This is a genomic window from Massilia sp. Root133 (genome assembly GCF_001426525.1).
GTDB classification, from domain to species: Bacteria; Pseudomonadota; Gammaproteobacteria; order Burkholderiales; family Burkholderiaceae_D; genus Telluria; species Telluria orientalis.
Genome location: NZ_LMEW01000006.1, coordinates 150,406 through 169,255 on the forward strand (window position 1 = coordinate 150,406; position 18,850 = coordinate 169,255).

Annotated in this window: 11 protein-coding genes; 6 read left to right on the forward strand and 5 right to left on the reverse strand. The window is 67.9% G+C overall.

All coding sequences use genetic code 11. From position 1 onward, the window contains the following. The first annotated feature begins 14 nt into the window (after positions 1-14). From tssH to ASD28_RS07325, 6 genes are all read left to right on the forward strand, one after another. Complete coding sequence (gene tssH, locus ASD28_RS07300; protein ID WP_056125856.1) at positions 15-2,699, forward strand: type VI secretion system ATPase TssH; 2,685 nt, start codon at positions 15-17, stop codon at positions 2,697-2,699. Positions 2,700-3,010: 311 nt separating this feature from the next. Further along, the gene (locus ASD28_RS07305; RefSeq protein ID WP_156650891.1) at positions 3,011-5,983 is read left to right on the forward strand and encodes a TonB-dependent receptor; all 2,973 of its coding nucleotides are present in this window, start codon (positions 3,011-3,013) and stop codon (positions 5,981-5,983) included. A 75-nt stretch (positions 5,984-6,058) separates the two neighbouring features. Further along, positions 6,059-8,410, forward strand: coding sequence for a beta-galactosidase (locus tag ASD28_RS07310; RefSeq protein ID WP_056125860.1), 2,352 nt, complete (start codon positions 6,059-6,061; stop codon positions 8,408-8,410). A 14-nt stretch (positions 8,411-8,424) separates the two neighbouring features. Further along, positions 8,425-9,531, forward strand: a complete 1,107-nt coding sequence (locus ASD28_RS07315; protein WP_056125862.1) for a glycoside hydrolase family 43 protein — start codon at positions 8,425-8,427, stop codon at positions 9,529-9,531. Further along, the gene (locus tag ASD28_RS07320; protein WP_056125864.1) at positions 9,528-10,565 is read left to right on the forward strand and encodes a LacI family DNA-binding transcriptional regulator; all 1,038 of its coding nucleotides are present in this window, start codon (positions 9,528-9,530) and stop codon (positions 10,563-10,565) included. The genes ASD28_RS07315 and ASD28_RS07320 overlap by 4 nt, the downstream gene beginning before the upstream one ends. 98 nt (positions 10,566-10,663) lie before the next feature. After that, a complete protein-coding gene (locus tag ASD28_RS07325) occupies positions 10,664-11,386 on the forward strand; it encodes an SDR family oxidoreductase (RefSeq protein WP_056125866.1) in 723 nt (240 codons plus the stop codon). Here ASD28_RS07325 and ASD28_RS07330 read toward each other — a convergent pair. Genes ASD28_RS07330 through tssM form a run of 5 tightly spaced genes read right to left on the reverse strand, consistent with a single transcriptional unit; the run spans position 11,348 to position 18,836 of the window. Beyond that, the gene (locus ASD28_RS07330; protein ID WP_056125867.1) at positions 11,348-12,217 is read right to left on the reverse strand and encodes a LysR family transcriptional regulator; all 870 of its coding nucleotides are present in this window, start codon (positions 12,215-12,217) and stop codon (positions 11,348-11,350) included. The two genes, ASD28_RS07325 and ASD28_RS07330, sit on opposite strands and share 39 nt — an antisense overlap. A 27-nt stretch (positions 12,218-12,244) precedes the next feature. Beyond that, the gene (gene tssA, locus ASD28_RS07335) at positions 12,245-13,279 is read right to left on the reverse strand and encodes a type VI secretion system protein TssA (protein ID WP_056125869.1); all 1,035 of its coding nucleotides are present in this window, start codon (positions 13,277-13,279) and stop codon (positions 12,245-12,247) included. Positions 13,280-13,298: 19 nt separating this feature from the next. Continuing rightward, positions 13,299-14,093 carry an OmpA family protein gene (locus ASD28_RS07340; protein WP_056125871.1) on the reverse strand — a complete coding sequence of 265 codons (795 nt, stop codon included), beginning with the start codon at positions 14,091-14,093 and terminating at the stop codon, positions 13,299-13,301. A gap of 1 nt (position 14,094) precedes the next feature. Further along, complete coding sequence (gene tagF, locus ASD28_RS07345; RefSeq protein ID WP_056125873.1) at positions 14,095-15,081, reverse strand: type VI secretion system-associated protein TagF; 987 nt, start codon at positions 15,079-15,081, stop codon at positions 14,095-14,097. Then, on the reverse strand, positions 15,078-18,836 hold the full coding sequence (gene tssM / locus ASD28_RS07350; protein WP_082577240.1) for a type VI secretion system membrane subunit TssM: 3,759 nt from the start codon (positions 18,834-18,836) through the stop codon (positions 15,078-15,080). The genes tagF and tssM overlap by 4 nt, the downstream gene beginning before the upstream one ends. Between the last annotated feature and the right edge of the window lie 14 nt (positions 18,837-18,850).

Genomic DNA, 18,850 nt, shown 5'->3' on the forward strand with positions numbered 1-18,850 from the left:
AAAGAGGACACGCGATGAGCATCAACCTGAAAACCCTGATCGGCAAACTGGACGACACCTGCCGCGCGGCCGCCACGCGGGCGGCGGGCCTGTGCGTGTCGCTGGGACAGTACGAGGTCGACATCGAGCACCTGCTCCTCGCGCTGCTGGAACAGCCGGCCTGCGACGTGGCCGTCATCGCGCGGCGGTGCGGCGTGTCGATCGAGCGGCTGGAGGCGGACCTGCAGGCGGAAGTGGCCGGCTTCAGGAGCGGCAACACGCGCACGCCCGTGTTCTCGGAGCGGCTGCCGAAGCTGTTCGAACACGCGTGGCTCATCGCATCGCTCGACCTGCGCGCGGGCCAGCAGGCCGGCATCCGCAGCGGCCACCTGCTGCAGGCGCTCCTGAGTTCTCCCGAGCTGTCGCAACTGGCGCACCGCGTGTCGCCGCAGTTCGCGCAATTCGACCTGGACCGGATAAAACACCATTTCGACGACGTGACGGCCGGCTCCGACGAAGCACCGGCCGTCGCCGCGGCGCCCGTGCAGGGCGCGGGCGGCGACCCGGTGGGCGAGCTGCAGCGCCAGGGACCGTCGAAGACGCCCGCGCTGGACCAGTTCACGACGAACCTCACGCAGCGCGCGCGCGACGGCAAGGTCGACCCGGTGATCGGCCGCGACGCGGAAATCCGCCAGCTCGTCGACATCCTCATGCGCCGCCGCCAGAACAACCCGATCCTGACGGGCGAGGCGGGCGTCGGCAAGACGGCCGTGGTGGAAGGTCTCGCGCTGCGCGTCGCGACGGGCGACGTGCCGGAGGTGTTGCGCGGCGTGGAAATCCACGTGCTGGACCTGGGCCTGCTGCAGGCCGGCGCCAGCGTGAAAGGCGAGTTCGAGAACCGCCTGAAGAACACCATCGACGAAGTAAAAAAGAGCCCGCACCCGATCATCCTGTTCATCGACGAGGCGCACACGATGATCGGCGCGGGCGGCCAGGCGGGCCAGAACGATGCGGCGAATTTGCTGAAGCCCGCGCTGGCACGGGGCGAACTGCGCACCATCGCGGCCACCACGTGGAGCGAGTACAAGAAATATTTCGAGAAGGATCCCGCGCTGGCGCGCCGGTTCCAGGTCGTGAAGGTCGAGGAGCCGAGCGAGGAACTGGCGTGCGCGATGCTGCGCGGGATGGCACCGCTGATGGAGAAGCATTTCAATGTCCGCATCCACGACGAGGCCATCACGGAAGCCGTGCGCCTGTCGCACCGCTACATCAGCGGCCGCCAGCTGCCGGACAAGGCCATCGGCGTGCTGGACACGGCGTGCGCGAAAGTGGCGCTGGGCCGCGACGCGGCGCCGGCCCGCATCGAAGACCTCACGCGCCGGCTGGAGCGCCTCGATGCCGAACGCGCGGCGCTGGAGCGCGAGCAGGCGGCGGGCGAGGGCGCGCACCACACGCGGCTGGGCGAGTTGTCCGCGGCGCGCGGTGCCGCCGAAGACGAACTGGCCACGTTGCGTGCGCGCTGGGAACGCGAGCGCGATCTTGTGGGCCGCATCCGTGACATGCGCGTAGGCGACATGCGCGTAGGCGACATGCGCGTAGGCGACATGCGCGTAGGCGACATGCGCGCAGGCGAAGCTGCCGACGCGCGCGGCCTGCGCGACGAATTGAAGGCCGTGCAGGGCGAGACGCCGCTCGTGCCGCTGCAGGTGGATGGCCACGTGGTGGCCGGCATCGTCGCCGGCTGGACCGGTATCCCGCTGGGCAAGATGGTCAAGGACGAGATCCGCACGGTGCTGAATCTGCAGGACCTGCTGGAGCAGCGCGTACTGGGCCAGTCGCACGCGATCGACGCGGTCGCGCAGCGCGTACGCACGGCGCGCGCGAACCTCGACGATCCGAACAAGCCGCAGGGCGTATTCCTGTTCGTGGGCCCGTCCGGCGTCGGCAAGACGGAGACGGCGCTGGCGCTGGCCGATGTGCTGTACGGCGGCGAACGCAAGCTCGTCACCATCAACATGAGCGAATACCAGGAAGCGCACAGCGTCTCGGGCCTGAAGGGCTCGCCGCCGGGCTACGTGGGCTATGGCGAGGGCGGCGTGCTGACGGAGGCCGTGCGCCGCAACCCGTACAGCGTCGTGCTGCTCGACGAAGTGGAAAAGGCCCACCCGGACGTGCTGGAGCTGTTCTTCCAGGTGTTCGACAAGGGTGTGCTGGACGATGCGGAAGGCCGTGAAGTCGATTTCCGCAACACGCTCATCATCCTCACGTCGAACGTCGCGTCGAGCACCCTGATGCAGGCCTGCCTGAACAAGGATCCGCAGGACGTGCCGTCGGCCGAGGAACTGGAAGCCCTGATCCGCCCGGCGCTCGTCAAGCAGTTCAAGCCGGCGTTCCTGGGCCGCCTGAAAGTCGTGCCGTTCTATCCGATCTCGGACGACGTGCTGGCGGACATCATCGAACTCAAGCTCGGACGCATCGGCCGGCGCGTGGCCGCCAACCACAAGGCGGCGTTCGCGTACGACGAGTCGCTCGTGGATGCGGTGCTGGCCCGCTGCACGGAAGTCGATTCCGGCGCGCGCAACGTCGACAACATCCTCAACGGCACCTTGCTGCCGCAGATCGCCGAGGCCGTGCTGGCGCGCATGGCGGAAGGGGCCGCGATCGAGCGGATCGCGGTGGGCGCCGACGGGAACGGCGATTTCACGTACGCGATCGCGTAACGAGGAGGGGCGGGCCGAGATATCGATATCGATATCGATAACAAACGGAGGGTGATCGGTGCCGTGATGCGCCGCACCAAATTTCGTGTCTCTCGGCCCGTGTTAGCGATAACGCCCGTACCTAGCGTCTCTTCTTCGCATCATTAGTGAAAATCGTAACGCCGATTGGTTGCTTTCGTAACTCGGCGTACTCCTATAATCCACTCGCATTGTTATCGATATCTACAACGGCAGCCGGCTTCAAGGCATGTCGCAAAACCAACGAAACAATAAAACAACGAGTCCCAACGGATTACTTGGAGGAGAAGAAGATGCAACAGAAATATCATATCAGCCCCCGCATGACCATCGTCGCGCTCGCCCTGTCCCAGGCCTTTGCCGCGCAGGCGATGGCACAGGTGGCGCCGGTCGACGCGAACACGGTCGTCGTGACGGGCATCCGTGCCAGTGCGCAGTCGTCGGTGGCCACCAAGAAGAACACGATGGAAATCGTGGACTCGATCTCCGCCGAAGACATCGGCAAGCTGCCCGATGCGAACGTCGCCGAGACGATGACGCGGGTCCCGGGCGTGACGGGCTACCGCTACGGTGGCGAAGCCGCCTCTCCCGCTGGCAACGGCTCTGGCCTGACCATTCGCGGCTTGTCCGGCTTGACCTCCGCCCAGCTCAACGGCCGCTCGTATTTCACCGCCGGCAGCCGCGAATTCAACATCGAAGATGCGATTCCCGGGATGATTGCCGGGGTGGACGTGTACAAGAACCCGTCAGCCGAACACGTGGAAGGCGGGATTGGCGGCCTGGTCAATATCCGCACGCGCAAATCGAGCGATTTCAAAAAGTTTACCGCGCAATTCAATGCCGGCGCCAACTACAACGACCTGGAAAAGAAGTTCGACCCGGACCTGTTCGGCCTCGTAGCCAACCGCTTCAATCTTGGAGGAGGTTCGAGTTTTGGCGTGTTGGCGGGCGTTGCCTATCAAAGGACCGCCGGACGTTCGGACAGCATGCTTGCCAACCGCGGACCGGACCTGCGCCGTATTGTGCGCGCTGACAGCGCCGAGTATGCCACCATGGCCGCCGCCAACACCAGCAACAACCCGGCCCTGCCACTGTCGAGCTATGTCGGCAAATCCGACGTCAGCTTCCTGGCGCCGGTCACGACCCTGCCGGTGAAGGGAAACGTGGGCCCGAACATGCCAGACCCGACCGGTCTGACTGCGGACCAGATCAGCAACATCATCACCACGCCCGGCGTGTTCACCAACCTGTTCCAGGAGTCGATCCATCGCGAACGCAAGGGGCTGAACCTGGCGGCGGACTACGTTGTCAATAACACCCTGCGCTTCTACACTGAAGCCAACTCGACCGAGTACCTGTACCACCAGAAATATCGTTTCATCTGGATCGACCAGGGCATCAACGGCGGTAGCGGCAACGTGCGCAACCTGCAGACGGCGCCGTTCGCCTTGACCGAAGGCCTGGCCAACCGCAATCTTAACGGCGGCAGCGATGATGTGCTGAGCACCAAACGCTTCCTGTCGGGTACCTTCCTGAACACCCAGCTGCGTCCATGGGGCGGCGACGAGCATTCTCCCTACAAGACCTGGAATATCGCGGGCGGCGCCGATTGGCGACCCACCCCGGCCCTGTCGCTCAAGGCCGACCTCTCCTACCTGAAGGCAACCCGCAAGCAGGACAACCGCCGCGTCGAGTTTGCTGGAGCGGCAGGCACGGCCTGGGACGTCACCCGCGGGGCCAATAGCGAACCGCAGCAACTCGGCATCAACGGTCCGAGCGTGGCCGATCCATCGAATTTCGTGTTCAATTGGTATAACAACGCCCCTAATCAGTCCTGGAACGATAAAGGAAAGGCCGCGGTCCTGAGCGGTGCTTTCACCCCTGAAGATGGATTCATCTCACGCCTGGCGTTCGGCGTGCGTTACGCTTCCCAGGAGGACCAGTACAAGAACTTCGGGTTCGGCCGCCCCCTCACCACCGATGGCAAGCCCCTCGCGGCAGACCGTTCGAATGCGATCCCGGTGAGCAGCAAGGCAGGCCAGACCGTGATGGGCCCCACCGACTGGATGCAGGGCAAGACCGGGTTCACGAGCCCGTATGTGATCTACAACCCGGATCTCCTGCTGGGCAACCAGGTAAGCGATCAGTTCCCGAACGCCGGCATTCCAGCGGAAGGCAGCTGGGCGGAGATCTTCGATCAGCGCCGCGGCTACAAGGAAAGCACCACGGCGGGATGGCTGAGCGCCGACTTCAATGCGCTGGACGAGCGCATCAAGGGTAACGTGGGCGTGCGTGTGGTGCGTACCGATCTCACGGCGTACACGAATCTCATCGATCCCACCACTTCGACACTGGCGACGCAGACCAAATCGAACAGCTACACCAACGTGCTGCCGACCCTGAACGTCAGCTATGACATCATGAAGGATTTCCTGGTGCGTTTCGGCTATGGCCGCGGGATTACCCGTCCTGACCCGGGCCTGATCAATCCGAACATCGATCGGGGCAACGCAGGCATCGGTGTGCTCAAGCTGGGCAATCCGAACCTGCGTCCGCAGGTGGCTGACAGTTTCGACCTGTCGTTCGAGCGCTACTTCAGCAACACGAACTATACGTCGGTCGCCCTGTTCAGGAAGAACATCGACGGCTTCTTCAACGCAGTGCTCAGCTGCCAGTCGGTCCCCTTCACGCCAGCCTATACGGGCGCCACGCTCAATGGCTGTGACGCCGGCAAATGGAATGTGTCGCAGCAAGTCAACGCAGACAAGGGTTGGGTCAAGGGCGTCGAAGTGGCGGGCCAGTGGTTCTTCGATGCAAGCGCGGGCTGGCTGAATCACTTTGGCGTGTCCGGTTCGTACACCTACCTCGACTCCGCCAATCCGGTCAACATTGGCACCCTGACGGCGCCGCAGGTGATCACCGTGCAGCAGGCCGCTCTCTCGAAGAACAGCTACAGCCTCTCGGGCCTGTATGAGGACAACAAGCTGTCGGCCCGCCTGGTCTACACCTGGCGTTCGTCCAACACACCCTGGGGTTTCGGCGCGTCCCCCATGGCCAACACCTACACGCCAGCGTACGGCATTCTGGACGGTTCGCTCAACTACGCCGTGGACGACCACATGACGCTGTCCTTTAGCGCGAGGAACCTTACGAACCAGGCCCCGCAGCGCTTCTCCGGCGAAGCCCAGACCTACGAGACCGGCCGCGATTCCCAGCACTTCATCAACGGCCGCGGCTTCAGCCTCGGCCTGCGCTACAAGTTCTGATCCCGGCAAGCACCGGCACGGACGACCGCACTGCGCGGCCGGCCGTGCCGGTTTTTTTCTTTGGATACCGACCACATGACCATCAGTTTCCAGCGCCGCCGCCTGTTGCAGGGCGCGGCTGCATCTGCTGCGCTCTTGCCGTGTACGGGCACCCTGCACGCGGCGGCCTCGCACCGCTTCGCGATCGGCGACCACGACTTCCTGCTGGACGGGAAGCCGATCCAGATCCGCTGCGGCGAGATGCATTTCGCCCGCGTGCCGCGCGAGTACTGGGCGCACCGCCTGAAGACCATCAAGGCGATGGGCCTGAACGCCGTGTGCGCCTATCTGTTCTGGAATTACCACGAATGGAGAGAGGGCCGCTACGACTGGGCCGCCCAGCGTGACGCCGCCGAATTCTGCCGGCTCGCGCAGCGGGAAGGCCTGTGGGTGATCCTGCGTCCCGGTCCGTACGCCTGTGCGGAGTGGGAGATGGGCGGCCTGCCGTGGTGGCTCCTGAAGCACGACGGCGACGCGTTCCTGCGCACGCGCGACGAGGCGTATCTGGCGCCGGCGCGGCGCTGGCTGAAGGAAGTGGGGCGCGTGCTCGGCCCGCAGCAGGTCACGCACGGCGGTCCGATCCTGATGGTCCAGGTCGAGAACGAATACGGCTTCTACGGCGACGACGTGGGTTACCTGCGCGTGCTGCGCCAGGCGCTGCTGGATGCCGGCTTCGACGTCCCGCTGTTCCAGTGCAATCCGACGAATGCCGTCGCGCGCACGCACATCCCCGAACTGTTCACGGTGGCGAACTTCGGCAGCGACCCGGCCGCCGGCTTCAAGGCGCTGGACGCCGTGCAGAAGGGCCCGCGCATGTGCGGCGAGTACTACTCCGGCTGGTTCGATACCTGGGGCTCGCCGCACCACGGCGGCGGCGTGGAAGGGGCGACGAAGGACATCGCCGCGATGCTGAAGGCGAACGGTTCGTTCAGCCTGTACATGGCGCACGGCGGCACGACGTTCGGCCTGTGGGGCGGCTGCGACCGTCCGTTCCGGCCCGATACGACGAGCTATGACTACGATGCGCCGATCGGCGAGGCGGGCTGGATCGGCGCGAAGTTCGACGCGTACCGCGCGGCGATGACGCCGTTCCTGGCGCCGGGCGAAAAGCTCCCGGAGCCGCCGCCGCGCATGCCGACGATGACGATTTCCCCGTTCGCGCTGGCCGAATCCGTGCCCGTGAAGTCCGCACTGCCGGCGCAGGTCATCAAGGCGGTGTCGCCGCGGCCGATCGAGCAGTACGACATCAGCCGCGGCCTCGTCTCGTATCGCGTGACCCTGCCGGCCGGCCCCGCGGGCGTCGTGGAAGTGGCCCGTGCGCGCGACCTGGCGTGGGTCACGCTCGACGGCAAGCAGCTCGGCACGTTCGACACGCGCTACCGCCGCTACAAGGTCGACGTACCCGCGCGCGGCAAGCCCGCCGTGCTCGAGATCCTGCTGTACACGATCGCGCGTGTGAATTTCGGCGTGGAGATCCATGACCGCAAGGGCATTCATGGCCCGGTGACGTTCACGGCGAAGGGCGCCGCCGCGCAACCGCTGGAGAACTGGGAAATCCGCGCCATCGATTTCGACGCGGACGGCGTCCTGCCGCCGCTCGCCTTCAAGGCGGGACGGGGCAAGGGCGCGGCGTTCTACCGCGGTGCCTTCGATGCGGCGCGCACCGGCGACACGTTCCTCGACATGTCGGCGTGGGGCCAGGGCGTCGTCTGGATCAACGGCCGCTGCCTGGGGCGCTTCTGGAGCATCGGCCCCACGCAGACGATGTACCTGCCGGGACCGTGGATCCGCAAGGGCCGCAACGAGGTCGTCGTGCTGGATCTGACGGGACCGCGCGGGCAGGGCACGCCGACGATCGTGGGTCTCACGACGCCGATCCTCGACCAGCTGCACCGCGAGCGCGACCTGCCGCGTCCACCGAGCACGGTCCGGCTGCAGCTGGACGGCGTGACGCCGGCGCACGAAGGCGAATTCGCGCCGGGCTCGCAGACGCAGGACGTGCGCTTTGCCGCTTCGGTGAAAGGCCGCCAGTTCTGCCTGGAGGGTCTCGACGCGTTCGACGGCAAGCCGTATGCGGCCGTGGCGGAGCTGGCCCTGCTGGACAAGGACGGCAAGACGCTGGACCAGTCCAACTGGACCATCGCCTGGGTCGACAGCGAGGAAGCGACGAAGGAAGACGGCGGCGCGCTGAACGCGATCAATGGCCAGAACAGCGACTACTGGATCACGGCCGGCAAGGCCGCGTACCCGCACCGCCTCGTGATCGACCTGGGACGGCAGATGGACGTGGCCGGGCTGCGCTATGTGCCGCGCCAGGGGCCGGACGGCACCGAGGGACGCATCCGCGGCTTCCGCGCGTACGTGGGCGACAGGCTGGTGGTGGAATAATCAAGGAGACGTCAATGAGAACATTCCTGGCAGCGGCGGTACTGTTCATCGCGGCCCATGCGCAGGCGGACGGTGTGTTCCGCCCCGGCGCAATCTGGCCCGACGACAAGGGCATGCACATCAATGCACACGGCGGCGGCGTCCTGCAGCACGACGGCATGTATTACTGGTTCGGTGAGCACAAGGTCGCCGGCACGGCCGGCAACCGCGCGCAGGTCGGCGTGCACGTGTACAGCTCGCGCAACCTGACCGACTGGAAGGACGAAGGGATCGCGTTGGCGGTCACCGACGACCCGGCGAGCGACATCGTGCGCGATGCGATCATCGAGCGGCCCAAGGTGATCCGCAATCCAAAGACCGGCAAGTTCGTGATGTGGTTCCACCTGGAGCTGAAGGGCAAGCGCTACGACGCGGCGCGCTCGGGCGTGGCCGTCGCGGACAAGGTGACGGGACCGTACGTCTACCAGGGCTCGTTCCGTCCCGACGCGGGCGCGTGGCCGGTCGACGTCAAGCCCGAGGACAAGGATCCCGCCACGTCCTTCCTCGCGCGCGACTTCGCGGGCGGGCAGATGGCGCGCGACATGACCCTGTTCGTGGACGACGATGGCAAGGCCTGGCAGTTCTACGCGTCGGAGGAAAACCATACGATGCACGTGTCGCGCCTGACGGACGACTACCTGCGTTCGGCCGGAGAGTATGCACGGGTCAAGCCGAACGGCGACGACGAGGCGCCGGCCATCTTCAGGCACGGCGGCAAATACTACCTCGTGACGTCGGGCCTGACGCGCTGGGCGCCGAACGCGGCGAAGTCGTACGTCGCGGACAACCCGCTAGGTCCGTGGACGGCGCTCGGCAACCCGGTGCGCGGCACCCCCGAGCAGCAGAAGATCACGTTCGGCGGCCAGTCGACCTACGCGCTGACGCTCAGGCGCAACGGCTGCACGCGGCATATCCTGATGCTCGACGTGTGGCGCAAGGAGAATGCCATCGACGGGCGCTACGTGTGGTTGCCCATCGAATGGGAAGGCGGCAAGCCGGTCGTGCGCTGGCGCGACCGGTGGACGCTGGCGGAGATGGACAAGCTGCCCTGCGATGGGCCCGGCGCGACGGAGGCCAAGTGAAGACGGCGCACCGTGAAGCGGGCGGCGCGACGGTATGGGACGTGGCGCGGAAGGCCGGCGTCTCCGCGATGACGGTCTCGCGCGTCATCAACGGCAACACGAGCGTCAGCGTCAAGAACCGGGAAAAGGTCATGCGGGCGATCGGCGAACTCAATTACGAGGTCAACGTGGCGGCGCGCGCCGCGCGTATCGGCACGCTGCGCGTCGGCCTGTTGTACAGCAATCCCAGCGAAGCCTTCCTCAGCGCGTTCCTCGTGGGCGCGCTCACGGAGTGCGGCCAGAGCGGCGCGCACCTGATCCTGGAGCACTGCGACAACCTGAAAAGCCAGCGCAAGGCGATCGACCGATTGATCGATGACGGCGCCGACGGCATCCTCGTGCCGCCGCCGCTGTGCGATTCGAATTCCGCCCTCAAGATGCTGGCGGAACTGGGTATCCCGTCCGTCGCCGTGGCCACGGCGCGGCCGTCGCCGCAGATGTCCGCGGTGCGCATCGACGACTACGAAGGGGCGCTGACGATGATGCGGCACCTGCTCGCGCTGGGCCACACGGACATCGGCTTCATCAAGGGCGACCCCGAGCACACGCCGACCCAGTTGCGCTACCAGGCGTTCATCGACGCGATGCGCGGCGCGGGCCTCGACGTGCCCGCCGAGCGGGTCGCGCAGGGCATGTTCACCTACCGTTCGGGCCTGCTGGCGGCACGCGAGCTGCTGGGGCAAGCGACGCGGCCGACCGCGATCTTCGCCAGCAACGACGACATGGCGGCCGCCGTCATCGCCGTGGCGCACGGGATGCACCTGCAGGTGCCGGACGATCTCACGGTCTGCGGCTTCGACGACACGCCCGTCGCGACGACCGTGTGGCCGGAACTGACGACCATCCACCAGCCGATCACGGATATGGCGCGCAGCGCCGTCGCGCTGCTGATCGAACACGTCCGCGCGCAGCGCTCGGGCCACGCCTATGACCGGCGGCACCAGCTGATGCCGTACACGCTGGTCGTGCGCGAGTCCACGTCCGGCGCCGAGTGACGGTCATCGGCGTTTCCGATGGCGCCGATCGCTTTTTCCCGTTTCCCTTTCCGGGACGGTGCGCCGACAATCCCGCCATCGATGTCACGGGAGGGGAAATGAACAAGGAAAAGGTATTGGTCGTCGGCGGAAGCTCGGGGATGGGGCTGAGTCTCGCGCGGTCGCTGCTCGTGGACGGCAACGCCGTCGTCATCGCGGGGCGCTCGCCCGACCGGCTGGATCGGGCGCGGGCCGCGCTGGCCGACGTGGGCGACGTCCGCACCGTCGCCGCCGACATCACGCGGGAGGACGACATCGTCCGCCTGTTCGGTGAATGCGGCCACCTGGACCACATCGTGTCCACCGCCGCGGACATCGAAGGCGCGTATGAACTGCTGCCCGACCTGGAACTGGCCGCGGCGCGCAACGTCTTCGATTCGAAGTTTTTCGGGCCGCTGCTGTTGGCGAAGCATGGCGCGTCCCGGCTCGCTGCGCACGGCTCCATTACGTTCACGTCCGGCATCGCGGCCTACCGCCCGGCACCGCGCGGGTCCGTCGTCGCCGGCGTCAACGGCGCCCTCGCGTCCCTCGCGTACGCGCTGGCCGTCGAGCTGGCTCCGATCCGGGTCAACGTCGTGTCGCCGGGCTGGGTCGATACGCCGATCTGGCAGCACGTCGCGGGCGCCGAGGCGTCGGCCCGGCTGGACGCCATGGCGCAAAAGCTGCCCGCCGGCCGCATCGGCCGGCCCGACGACATCGCCGACGGCATCCGCTTCCTGATGCGCAACGGCTACGCCACCGGTTCAGTGCTGCATCTCGACGGCGGCCACCGCCTCGTGTAACGCGATCAGCGCGGACGACGCGCGCGCGCGCCAGGCGAGTGAAACGGGCACCGTCGCGCCTTCGCCATGCCAGGGCACGATCGCGACGGGCGCCTCTGCGAGTGCCGGCACCATGCGCGGCACGATGGCGCAGCCCAGGCCCCGTTCGACCATGCGGACGATCGCCGCCACGCTGTCGGACTCCCCGGCGATGACGGGTTCTCCATCCACGCGCGACCGGAACGCCGCCTCGAACATCCGGCGATAGGCGCAGCCCGACGCCGTCACGAGGAAGCGTTCGTGTGCGACGTCGTCGTGGCCGGCGCTCGCGCGCGCCGCCAGCCGATGGCCGGGCGGCACGATCAGCACGAGGCCCGCCTGGGCGATCACGCTGCACGCGAGGTCGTCGTCCTGGGGAAGCGTACCGAAGAAGAGGGCGGCGTCCAGCGTGCCGTCCTTCACCTGCGCATGCAGTGCCGACGTCTGGGCCACGGTCACGCGGACGGCGATGTCCGGATGGGCGGCCGCCATGCGCGCCACCACGTCCGGCAGGAACGCGGCGGCGAGGGTCTCGATGCCGCCCACCGCCAGCGTCCGGCACGCGCTGCCGGCCGCGGCCAGCACTGCGTCGCGCGCCTCGTCCGCCAGGCCGATCAGCCGGTCCGCGTAATCGAGCAGGCACGTGCCCGCCGCCGTCAACGCGAGCCTGCGGTTCGAGCGGTCGAACAGCGCCACGCCGAGGTCGGCCTCCAGCGCCTGGATCTGCTCCGTCACGCTCGATTGCGTGCGGTGGATTTGCCGCGCGGCCTCGCTGAGGTTCAGCGTGCGGGCCACGCGGACGAAGGTTTTCAATCGTTTGAGGTCCATGGTGCGGAGAGTTTACCCCGCCGGCGGCACCCCCAGCATTTCCTCGAGATGGGCCAGCGCCCCCTGGTCCTTGACCACGGAACGCAGCCACGTGTGCAGGTCCTGCTCGCCCGCGGCCGCGGCCTTCTCGACGAAGTACGACACGGGGCTGTGCGGTTCCGTCTCGCGGAAGAACTTCGCGATCAGGCGCAGTTGCGCGATCGCGTCCGCGCGCGAGCGGATCGCGCCGGCGGCCACGGCCTGCGGCTGCGGCGCCGCCACGACGGCTTGCGCCCTGGCGGACGGTTCCGCGGGTGCTTCCGCGGGAACGGCGGCCTGCGGCGCGGCCACGGGCGCCGGCAGCGTGTGCAGCAGCGCCTGCACGGCTTCGCGCGCCTGCGAAAAACCGGGGCTGTCCTGGCCCAGGCGGGCGTCGGCCGCGCGTTCCAGTTGCGCGAGCGCGTCCAGGCAGTGTTCCGCGTCCGCGCGCATGCCCTCGACGAAGGCGCTTGAGTTGCCGCGTTTTGCCGCTTCCATGTCCGCCAGGCGCGGCGGCGTGTCGGCGTCGCCGCCGGCCGCGGCGCGGCGGCGGGCGGCTTCGAAATCGACGGTGGAATACGCGGTGCCGCGGCCTTCCGTCAGCGGCATCTCGCGCACGAGGGCGCGCGTGCGCGACAGGATCCACGCGAGGTTGCCGATGCGCTGTTCCTGGTCGCCGCCGTCCGCCTCCGGATACAGGCCCAGGTCCCAATAACGCTCGCTCAGGCCGGCCAGCACGCGGAAGCCTTCGCCCAGGCCGCGCAGGTGGTGGCGCTTGGCCGCCGCTTCCGTGAGCCAGACGGCGAGGCGCAGGTCCTTCGTCTGTTCGGCCAGCAGGCGCGCGCAGCGGTCGACGACGAAGCCCCAGTCGGCCTCCTTCAGGTCCGTGACCCATTCGCCCTGCGCGAGCGACGGGTCGTCGAACTGGCGTGCGCGGGCGATGGCGTCCAGTTCGGGGGAGAAGGCGAGGTCGGCGCCGCACGGGGCGGCGTCGGAGATCGGGGCGAGCAGGGCAGCGGCGGTGAACATGGTGTCTTTCAATGGAAAATCATTGCGCGAGGCGGAATTCGATGCGGCGGTTGCGCGCGCGCCCGTCGGCGGTGTCGTTGCTGGCGATGGGGCGGTCCGGGCCCTGGCCGCTGGCGGACAGGTTCTCTTCCGCGATGCCGTGCGCGGCCAGGTAGGCCATCACCGTGGCGGCGCGCGCCTGGCTCAGGCTCACGTTGCTGGCGCGCAGGCCGGCGCTGTCCGTGTGGCCGATGATCTCGATGCGGCGGCCCTTGAGCTTCTGCATCGCCGCGACCATCTCGTCGAGGATCGCGCGGCCGGTCGGCGTCAGGGTCGCCTTGCCGCTCTCGAATTCCACGGTGCGGTTGGCCAGCGTGTTGTCGAGCAGGGCCTGCTCGGCGGCCGAGACGCGCAGGCCGTTGTTGACGGTGTAGGTCGGGTTCAGGTTGGTGGCGACGTTGCTCGCGATGCGCTGGCGCAGCGCCTCGTTCGCGACTTCGCCGCGCAGGCTGACGTTGCTGCCGTCGATCCTGAGCTGGCCGCGGCTGATCTGGCGCAGGTCCGGCGTGATCAGTTTCTGCACGTAGCCGTTCCAGTTCGCGGGCATGGCGACGGGCCCGATGGCGATCTGGTCGACGACGCGGTCGGCGCCGTAGACCTCGCGCAGCTTCGCGAGCACGGCGGCCTTGGTCGCCTCGTCCGGCACGGTGCCGCTGGCCGTGACCTGGCCCGGTTGGGCGGCGGCGGGGGCGGGCGCGGTGTTCTGCGCGGCGGCGATGCCGGCGTGGCACGTGACGAAGAGCGCGAGGAGGGCGCGCTGGGTGAAGATTCGCATATCAGGTTCCGATGAATGCCGCGGCGACGGAATCGAGCGCGGACTTGAGGGACAGGCTGCCCTGCGCCAGCCAGGCGGAGAGCTTGCGCACGGCGTAGTCGCCGTCGACCTGGTCCTCGACCCATTCGAGGTCGGCGAAGCCGATGAGGTGGTCGAGGCCCGCCTGCGGGTCGATGAGGGTGCGCAGCGTCTGCGCCGACGCGCCGGAAAAGCCGACGACGAGCGCCGGCCGGCCGTCCAGCCGCGTGACGAACAGCGCCAGCTCGAAGTCGGCGCGCGCGAGGAAGGGCGCGATCACGTGCATCCAGAACGCGGCCACGAGGTTGCGGTGGATCGGGTCTTCCGGCAGCGGCAGCACGAGGCTTTTTTCCAGGCGCCCGGACCCGCTGGCCAGCACGGGCTGCAGCAGCATGCCCAGCGCCAGCAGCACCTGGCGGGTGGAGACGGCGAATCCGGCGTCCGCCAGCAGCGCGTCCAGCGCGGCGATCGTCTGCACGTCGAGGAAGTCGTCGAACGCGGGGTCGTACGCGGCCGCGCGCAGGTCCAGGTCGATCGGCTGGCTGCTGGCGGCGGCCAGCGGCGCGGCCGGATCGCCCGCGTTGCGCACGCCCGCCGTCAGCGTCTCGAGGCGGCTCCACAGGCGCGTGAACACGAGCGGCGTCGTGGGCAGGAACGCGGCGGGTTCCGCGATTTCCATCGCGCCGGCCATCAGGAACGGATAGCGCCGGCTCGATTCGTCGCTGCTGGCGACGATGTGGCCGCCGATCGCGTGGCGCCGGCGCGGACCGACGAACGCGAAGTGCAGCGGCGCGGCGGCGTCGTACGCGAGCTTCCAGCGCGCGTTGGTGCTCATCAGATCCATCGCTTCCGACAGCCAGTCGTCCAGCACCTTGAGGAGGGCCGGGCTGGCGCTGCCGCGCACGAAGTCGCCGCGGCTGGGCAGCTTGCCGAAATAGCCGACGCTGACGGGGGTCGTGAGGCGGCTCATTGCGCACCTCCCGCCAGCGCCGTCTGCACCGGGGCGGTGCGCGCCGCCGTGATCGTTTCCGGCAGGCGCAGGCGCTTGAAGCCCTGGCCCGACGTGGACGCCTGCACCGGTGCCGGTGCGGGCGCGGGCGCGGCCGGCAAGACCTTCAGGTTCGCCGTCACCGTGACGCCGCCGGCCTGCCACGACAGCTCGAACGCGCCGTCGGGCTTGCGCTTGCGCTGGGCCGCGTCGATCATCTTCTTGAGGCCGAAGTGGCCCGGCTCGTCCAGCACGACGACGTTGCGGCCTTCCGGCGTGAGCGCCGTGATCTTCGCGCCCGGCACGCCCTGCGGATTCGGCCACACCATGTGCACCCACGGTTGCGGCTGGCCGCGCCAGCGCAGCGACTGGCCGTCGATCTCCAGCGTGAATTCGGTGGCGCCCTGCGTACCCAGCGCCTGCAGGTCGAAGCGCGTCTGCGCCTCGCCGCCGCTGCTCGCCGCGGCATTGGCGACGCCGCCGGCCGCCAGCGGCGCGACCCAGCCCGGGAAGCTCGCGACGACGTTCGGCGCCAGGTTCACGCCCATGTCCGCCCACGTGCGCGGGCTGAGCGAATCGCCGCGGCGCACGACCAGCGGACCCACCGTCGTGTTGAAGAATTTCGCGATGGCGCCATCCGGGCCGAAGACCTGGCCGATCTCCGCATTGCTCGCCTCGGCCTTGGACTCCGTCGAGAACGGATACTTCGTCGCCAGGTCGCGGTTGAACGGCTGGACGACCTGCGCCGCCCACACCTTGTTGATCTCCGCTTCCGCCGGCTGCACGATCACGGCGAACGTCTGCATCAGCGGGCGCACGAGCACGGGGCGCAGCGCCTGGCGCTGGACGTCCGTCATCCCCACCAGCATCTGCTCGTCCACGTATTTCAGCGCGTCGGCCAACTCGGAGCCGCTGCCGTCCAGCGTCTGCTGCATCAGCTGCTTGGCGCCGGGGCCGGGGTCGCCCTGGTTCTTGATCTGGTTGAAGCGGGCGCGCAGCTTCGACAGGTTGTCGACGTAGCCGCGCATCAGCGAGGCATCCTTGTCGCGCGCGATCACGAGGCGGGCGACGCCGGCGAATTCGCGGCCGACGGGGCCCAGCGCCGGGGTGGACGCGGCTTGCGTGCCTTGCGCCGGCAGGCTGACGTTCACGATGGCCGGCTTCTGGCGCAGGATCGTTTCGCGGAACCAGCCCGTCAGGCCGCTCTGCGCGCGCTGCAAGGTGGCGCCGGCCAGCGTCGGGTTGTCCCACGACGTTTGTTCGTACACGGTCGACACGAGCTTGTTGATCGGCGAATTCTGCGGATCGCCCAGGCGGTTCATCGCGGCGGCGGCGCCGTCGAAGCCTTCCAGGTCCTTCACCGTCACGCCCTGCATGAACTTCTGCCATTCGCGCGCGTACTCCGTCTTGTACAGGTCGACGAGCGATTTCTGGATCTGTTCCGGGCTGCCTTCCAGCGTGAGGTCGTCGCGCGCGGCGGTCTTCAGCACCCAGTCGGCGCTCTGCAGCTCCCGGTTGGCGGCGTCGCGGAACGCCTGCTGCACGAAACCTTCCCAGGCCTGGCGCGTGAAGGCGCCGGAGATGGCGTAGCTGCCGAGGACGAGGTCCTTGTCCTGGTCGCCGACGATGCGCGCCACGGTGATCGACGGGTAGCGCGTCGCGGCGCGCGCCTTCACGTCGGCGTACACGCGTTCCCTCGCCGGCATGCCGCGCACGACCTTGCGCAGGCTGTCGCGAGTCTGGTCGACGAGCGCGAGACGCGTGTCGATGACGGGCCACGACGGGTCGTTCACCTGCGCGAGGTAGAACGAGATCATGCGCTCGGCGCTGCGGATCATGTGCTCGCGCGGCATCGCGCCGCGGTTCGATTCCAGCCAGTTGCGCCAGAAGCGCGTCAACTGGTCGTTCAGGTGGGCGCTCTCGGCGCGCGATTTATCGCCCAGCATCAGGTACGTCTTCAGCGCGTTGTACGCGTCTTCGGTGTCCGCGGGCGACGCATCCTTGAACTGCTGCGGCGCGTCGGCCGCCGGGGCGGTGCCCGCCGGCTTGTTCAGCGGCTGCAGCTGGCCCGCATTGCCGTTCACGTCGGCGAGGTACGATTCCAGCGATTGCCCGACGGGCTTGAGCATCAGTTCGCGCACGCCGGCGAAGTACTCTTCCTTCAGTTTCCGGTTCAGCAGGTTGCCCTGGTACAGGCCGAGGCTGAGGCTCAGCGGGCGGTGTTCGGCATAGCGGTCGAGCTGTTCGATGCGGTCCTGCAGGATCTCCAGCGCCTGGAAGCGCGACTGCAGGTCGAGGCTCTTGCCCTGCACGCGGATCGCCTGGTCCAGGTCGGCCTGGACGTTGGCGACGAGCTGGCGGTTGTTCATGTACGACCAGCTCCAGCCCCCGAGCGCGAGGCCGACGATGGCCGTCGCGGCGAAGAACGCGGCATAGCGCAGGCGCGTCTTGGCGGGGCTGGCGTACTGCGCCACGAGGTCCTTGTCGGCGAAGATCACCTTGCGGAACAGGTTCAACAGGAAGTAACCCTGCTGCTGGTGCTGGTCTTCGTGCGACGGCGGTGCGAGGCGCAGGTCGAAGCGCTGTGCGACGCGGGCCGACGACGTCGACACCGTCTCGCCTTCCTGCAGCGCGCTCGTGAAGTAGAAGCCGCGGAACACGGGCTTGAACTGGAACGGGTTGTCCTCGAACAGCGTGGCGACGAACGCGTGCAGCGCGGGCTTGATCGACGCGAATTCGAGCGGGAACGTGAACACGCCGGACGGCATGCTCTCGCGCCGCTGCAGCGCCATGTTGGCGAGGCTCAGTTCCTTGAGGCCGTCGTACAACTCGTCGAAGCGGGCGTCGAACTGGTCGAGCAGGCGTTCGCTCGTCACGTTCTGGTCGTAGGGCAGGGTGGCGCCCCACACTTTTTCGCGCTCGGCGCGCTCGCTGTCCTGGAAGAATTCGTTGAAGCCGTCGATCAGGTCGGCCTTCGTGAAGACGACGTAGACGGGCGCGTGCACCTCCAGGCGCTCCGTCAGTTCCTGCACGCGCTGGCGCAGGTTCTTGGCCAGGTTGATCGCGAACTCGGGGCGGTTGCGCGTGAGCTCCGCGATGCTGACGGCGATGATCACACCGTTGATCGGCGCCTTGCGGCGGTGCTTCTTGAGCAGGTCGAGGAAGCCGAACCACTCGGCGCGGTCCTGGTCGACGACGGAGTAGCGCCCGGCCGTGTCGAGCAGGATGCCTTCGGTCGTGAAGAACCAGTCGCAGTTGCGCGTGCCGCCCACGCCCTGCACGACCTTGCTGTCGGCGAAGGGGAACTGCAGGCCCGAGCTGGCGATCGCGGTGCTCTTGCCGGCCGCCGGGTTCCCGATGATCATGTACCACGGCAGTTCGTACAGCGCGGCGCTGCCGGACAACTGGCCCAGCTTGGAGCCCTTGATCGTCGCGATGGCGTCCAGCAGGCGCTTGCGGATCACTTCCGTTTCCTGGCGCTGGGTGGCGTCCGGGACAGGCTTGTCGGCTTGCTGCTCGAGCATGTCGCCGATCTGTTTGGCCTTGCGGGCATGGCGCCAGCGGCGGAACAGCCAGATGGCGGCGCCGACGGCGAGCGCGATGCCGAGCACGATCCACGGCAGCGAGGCAGGCCATTGCAGCAGCCGCGCGGCCACGAACAGCAGCGCGACGAAGGCCACCCAGCCGATGACGGCCAGGCTGGTGCGGGTGGTCAGGAAATCCCAGATTTTTTGCATGATTACGAGAGTGT

What these genes read in the sequence shown, in the direction of transcription:
- ASD28_RS07315 (WP_056125862.1), top strand. Translation starts at nt 8,425, where the DNA reads ATGAGAACATTCCTGGCAGCGGCGGTACTGTTCATCGCGGCCCATGCG.
- ASD28_RS07325 (WP_056125866.1), top strand. Translation starts at nt 10,664, where the DNA reads ATGAACAAGGAAAAGGTATTGGTCGTCGGCGGAAGCTCGGGGATGGGG.
- tssM (WP_082577240.1), bottom strand. Translation starts at nt 18,836, where the DNA reads ATGCAAAAAATCTGGGATTTCCTGACCACCCGCACCAGCCTGGCCGTC.
- tssH (WP_056125856.1), top strand. Translation starts at nt 15, where the DNA reads ATGAGCATCAACCTGAAAACCCTGATCGGCAAACTGGACGACACCTGC.
- tssA (WP_056125869.1), bottom strand. Translation starts at nt 13,279, where the DNA reads ATGTTCACCGCCGCTGCCCTGCTCGCCCCGATCTCCGACGCCGCCCCG.
- ASD28_RS07340 (WP_056125871.1), bottom strand. Translation starts at nt 14,093, where the DNA reads ATGCGAATCTTCACCCAGCGCGCCCTCCTCGCGCTCTTCGTCACGTGC.
- tagF (WP_056125873.1), bottom strand. Translation starts at nt 15,081, where the DNA reads ATGAGCCGCCTCACGACCCCCGTCAGCGTCGGCTATTTCGGCAAGCTG.
- ASD28_RS07310 (WP_056125860.1), top strand. Translation starts at nt 6,059, where the DNA reads ATGACCATCAGTTTCCAGCGCCGCCGCCTGTTGCAGGGCGCGGCTGCA.
- ASD28_RS07305 (WP_156650891.1), top strand. Translation starts at nt 3,011, where the DNA reads ATGCAACAGAAATATCATATCAGCCCCCGCATGACCATCGTCGCGCTC.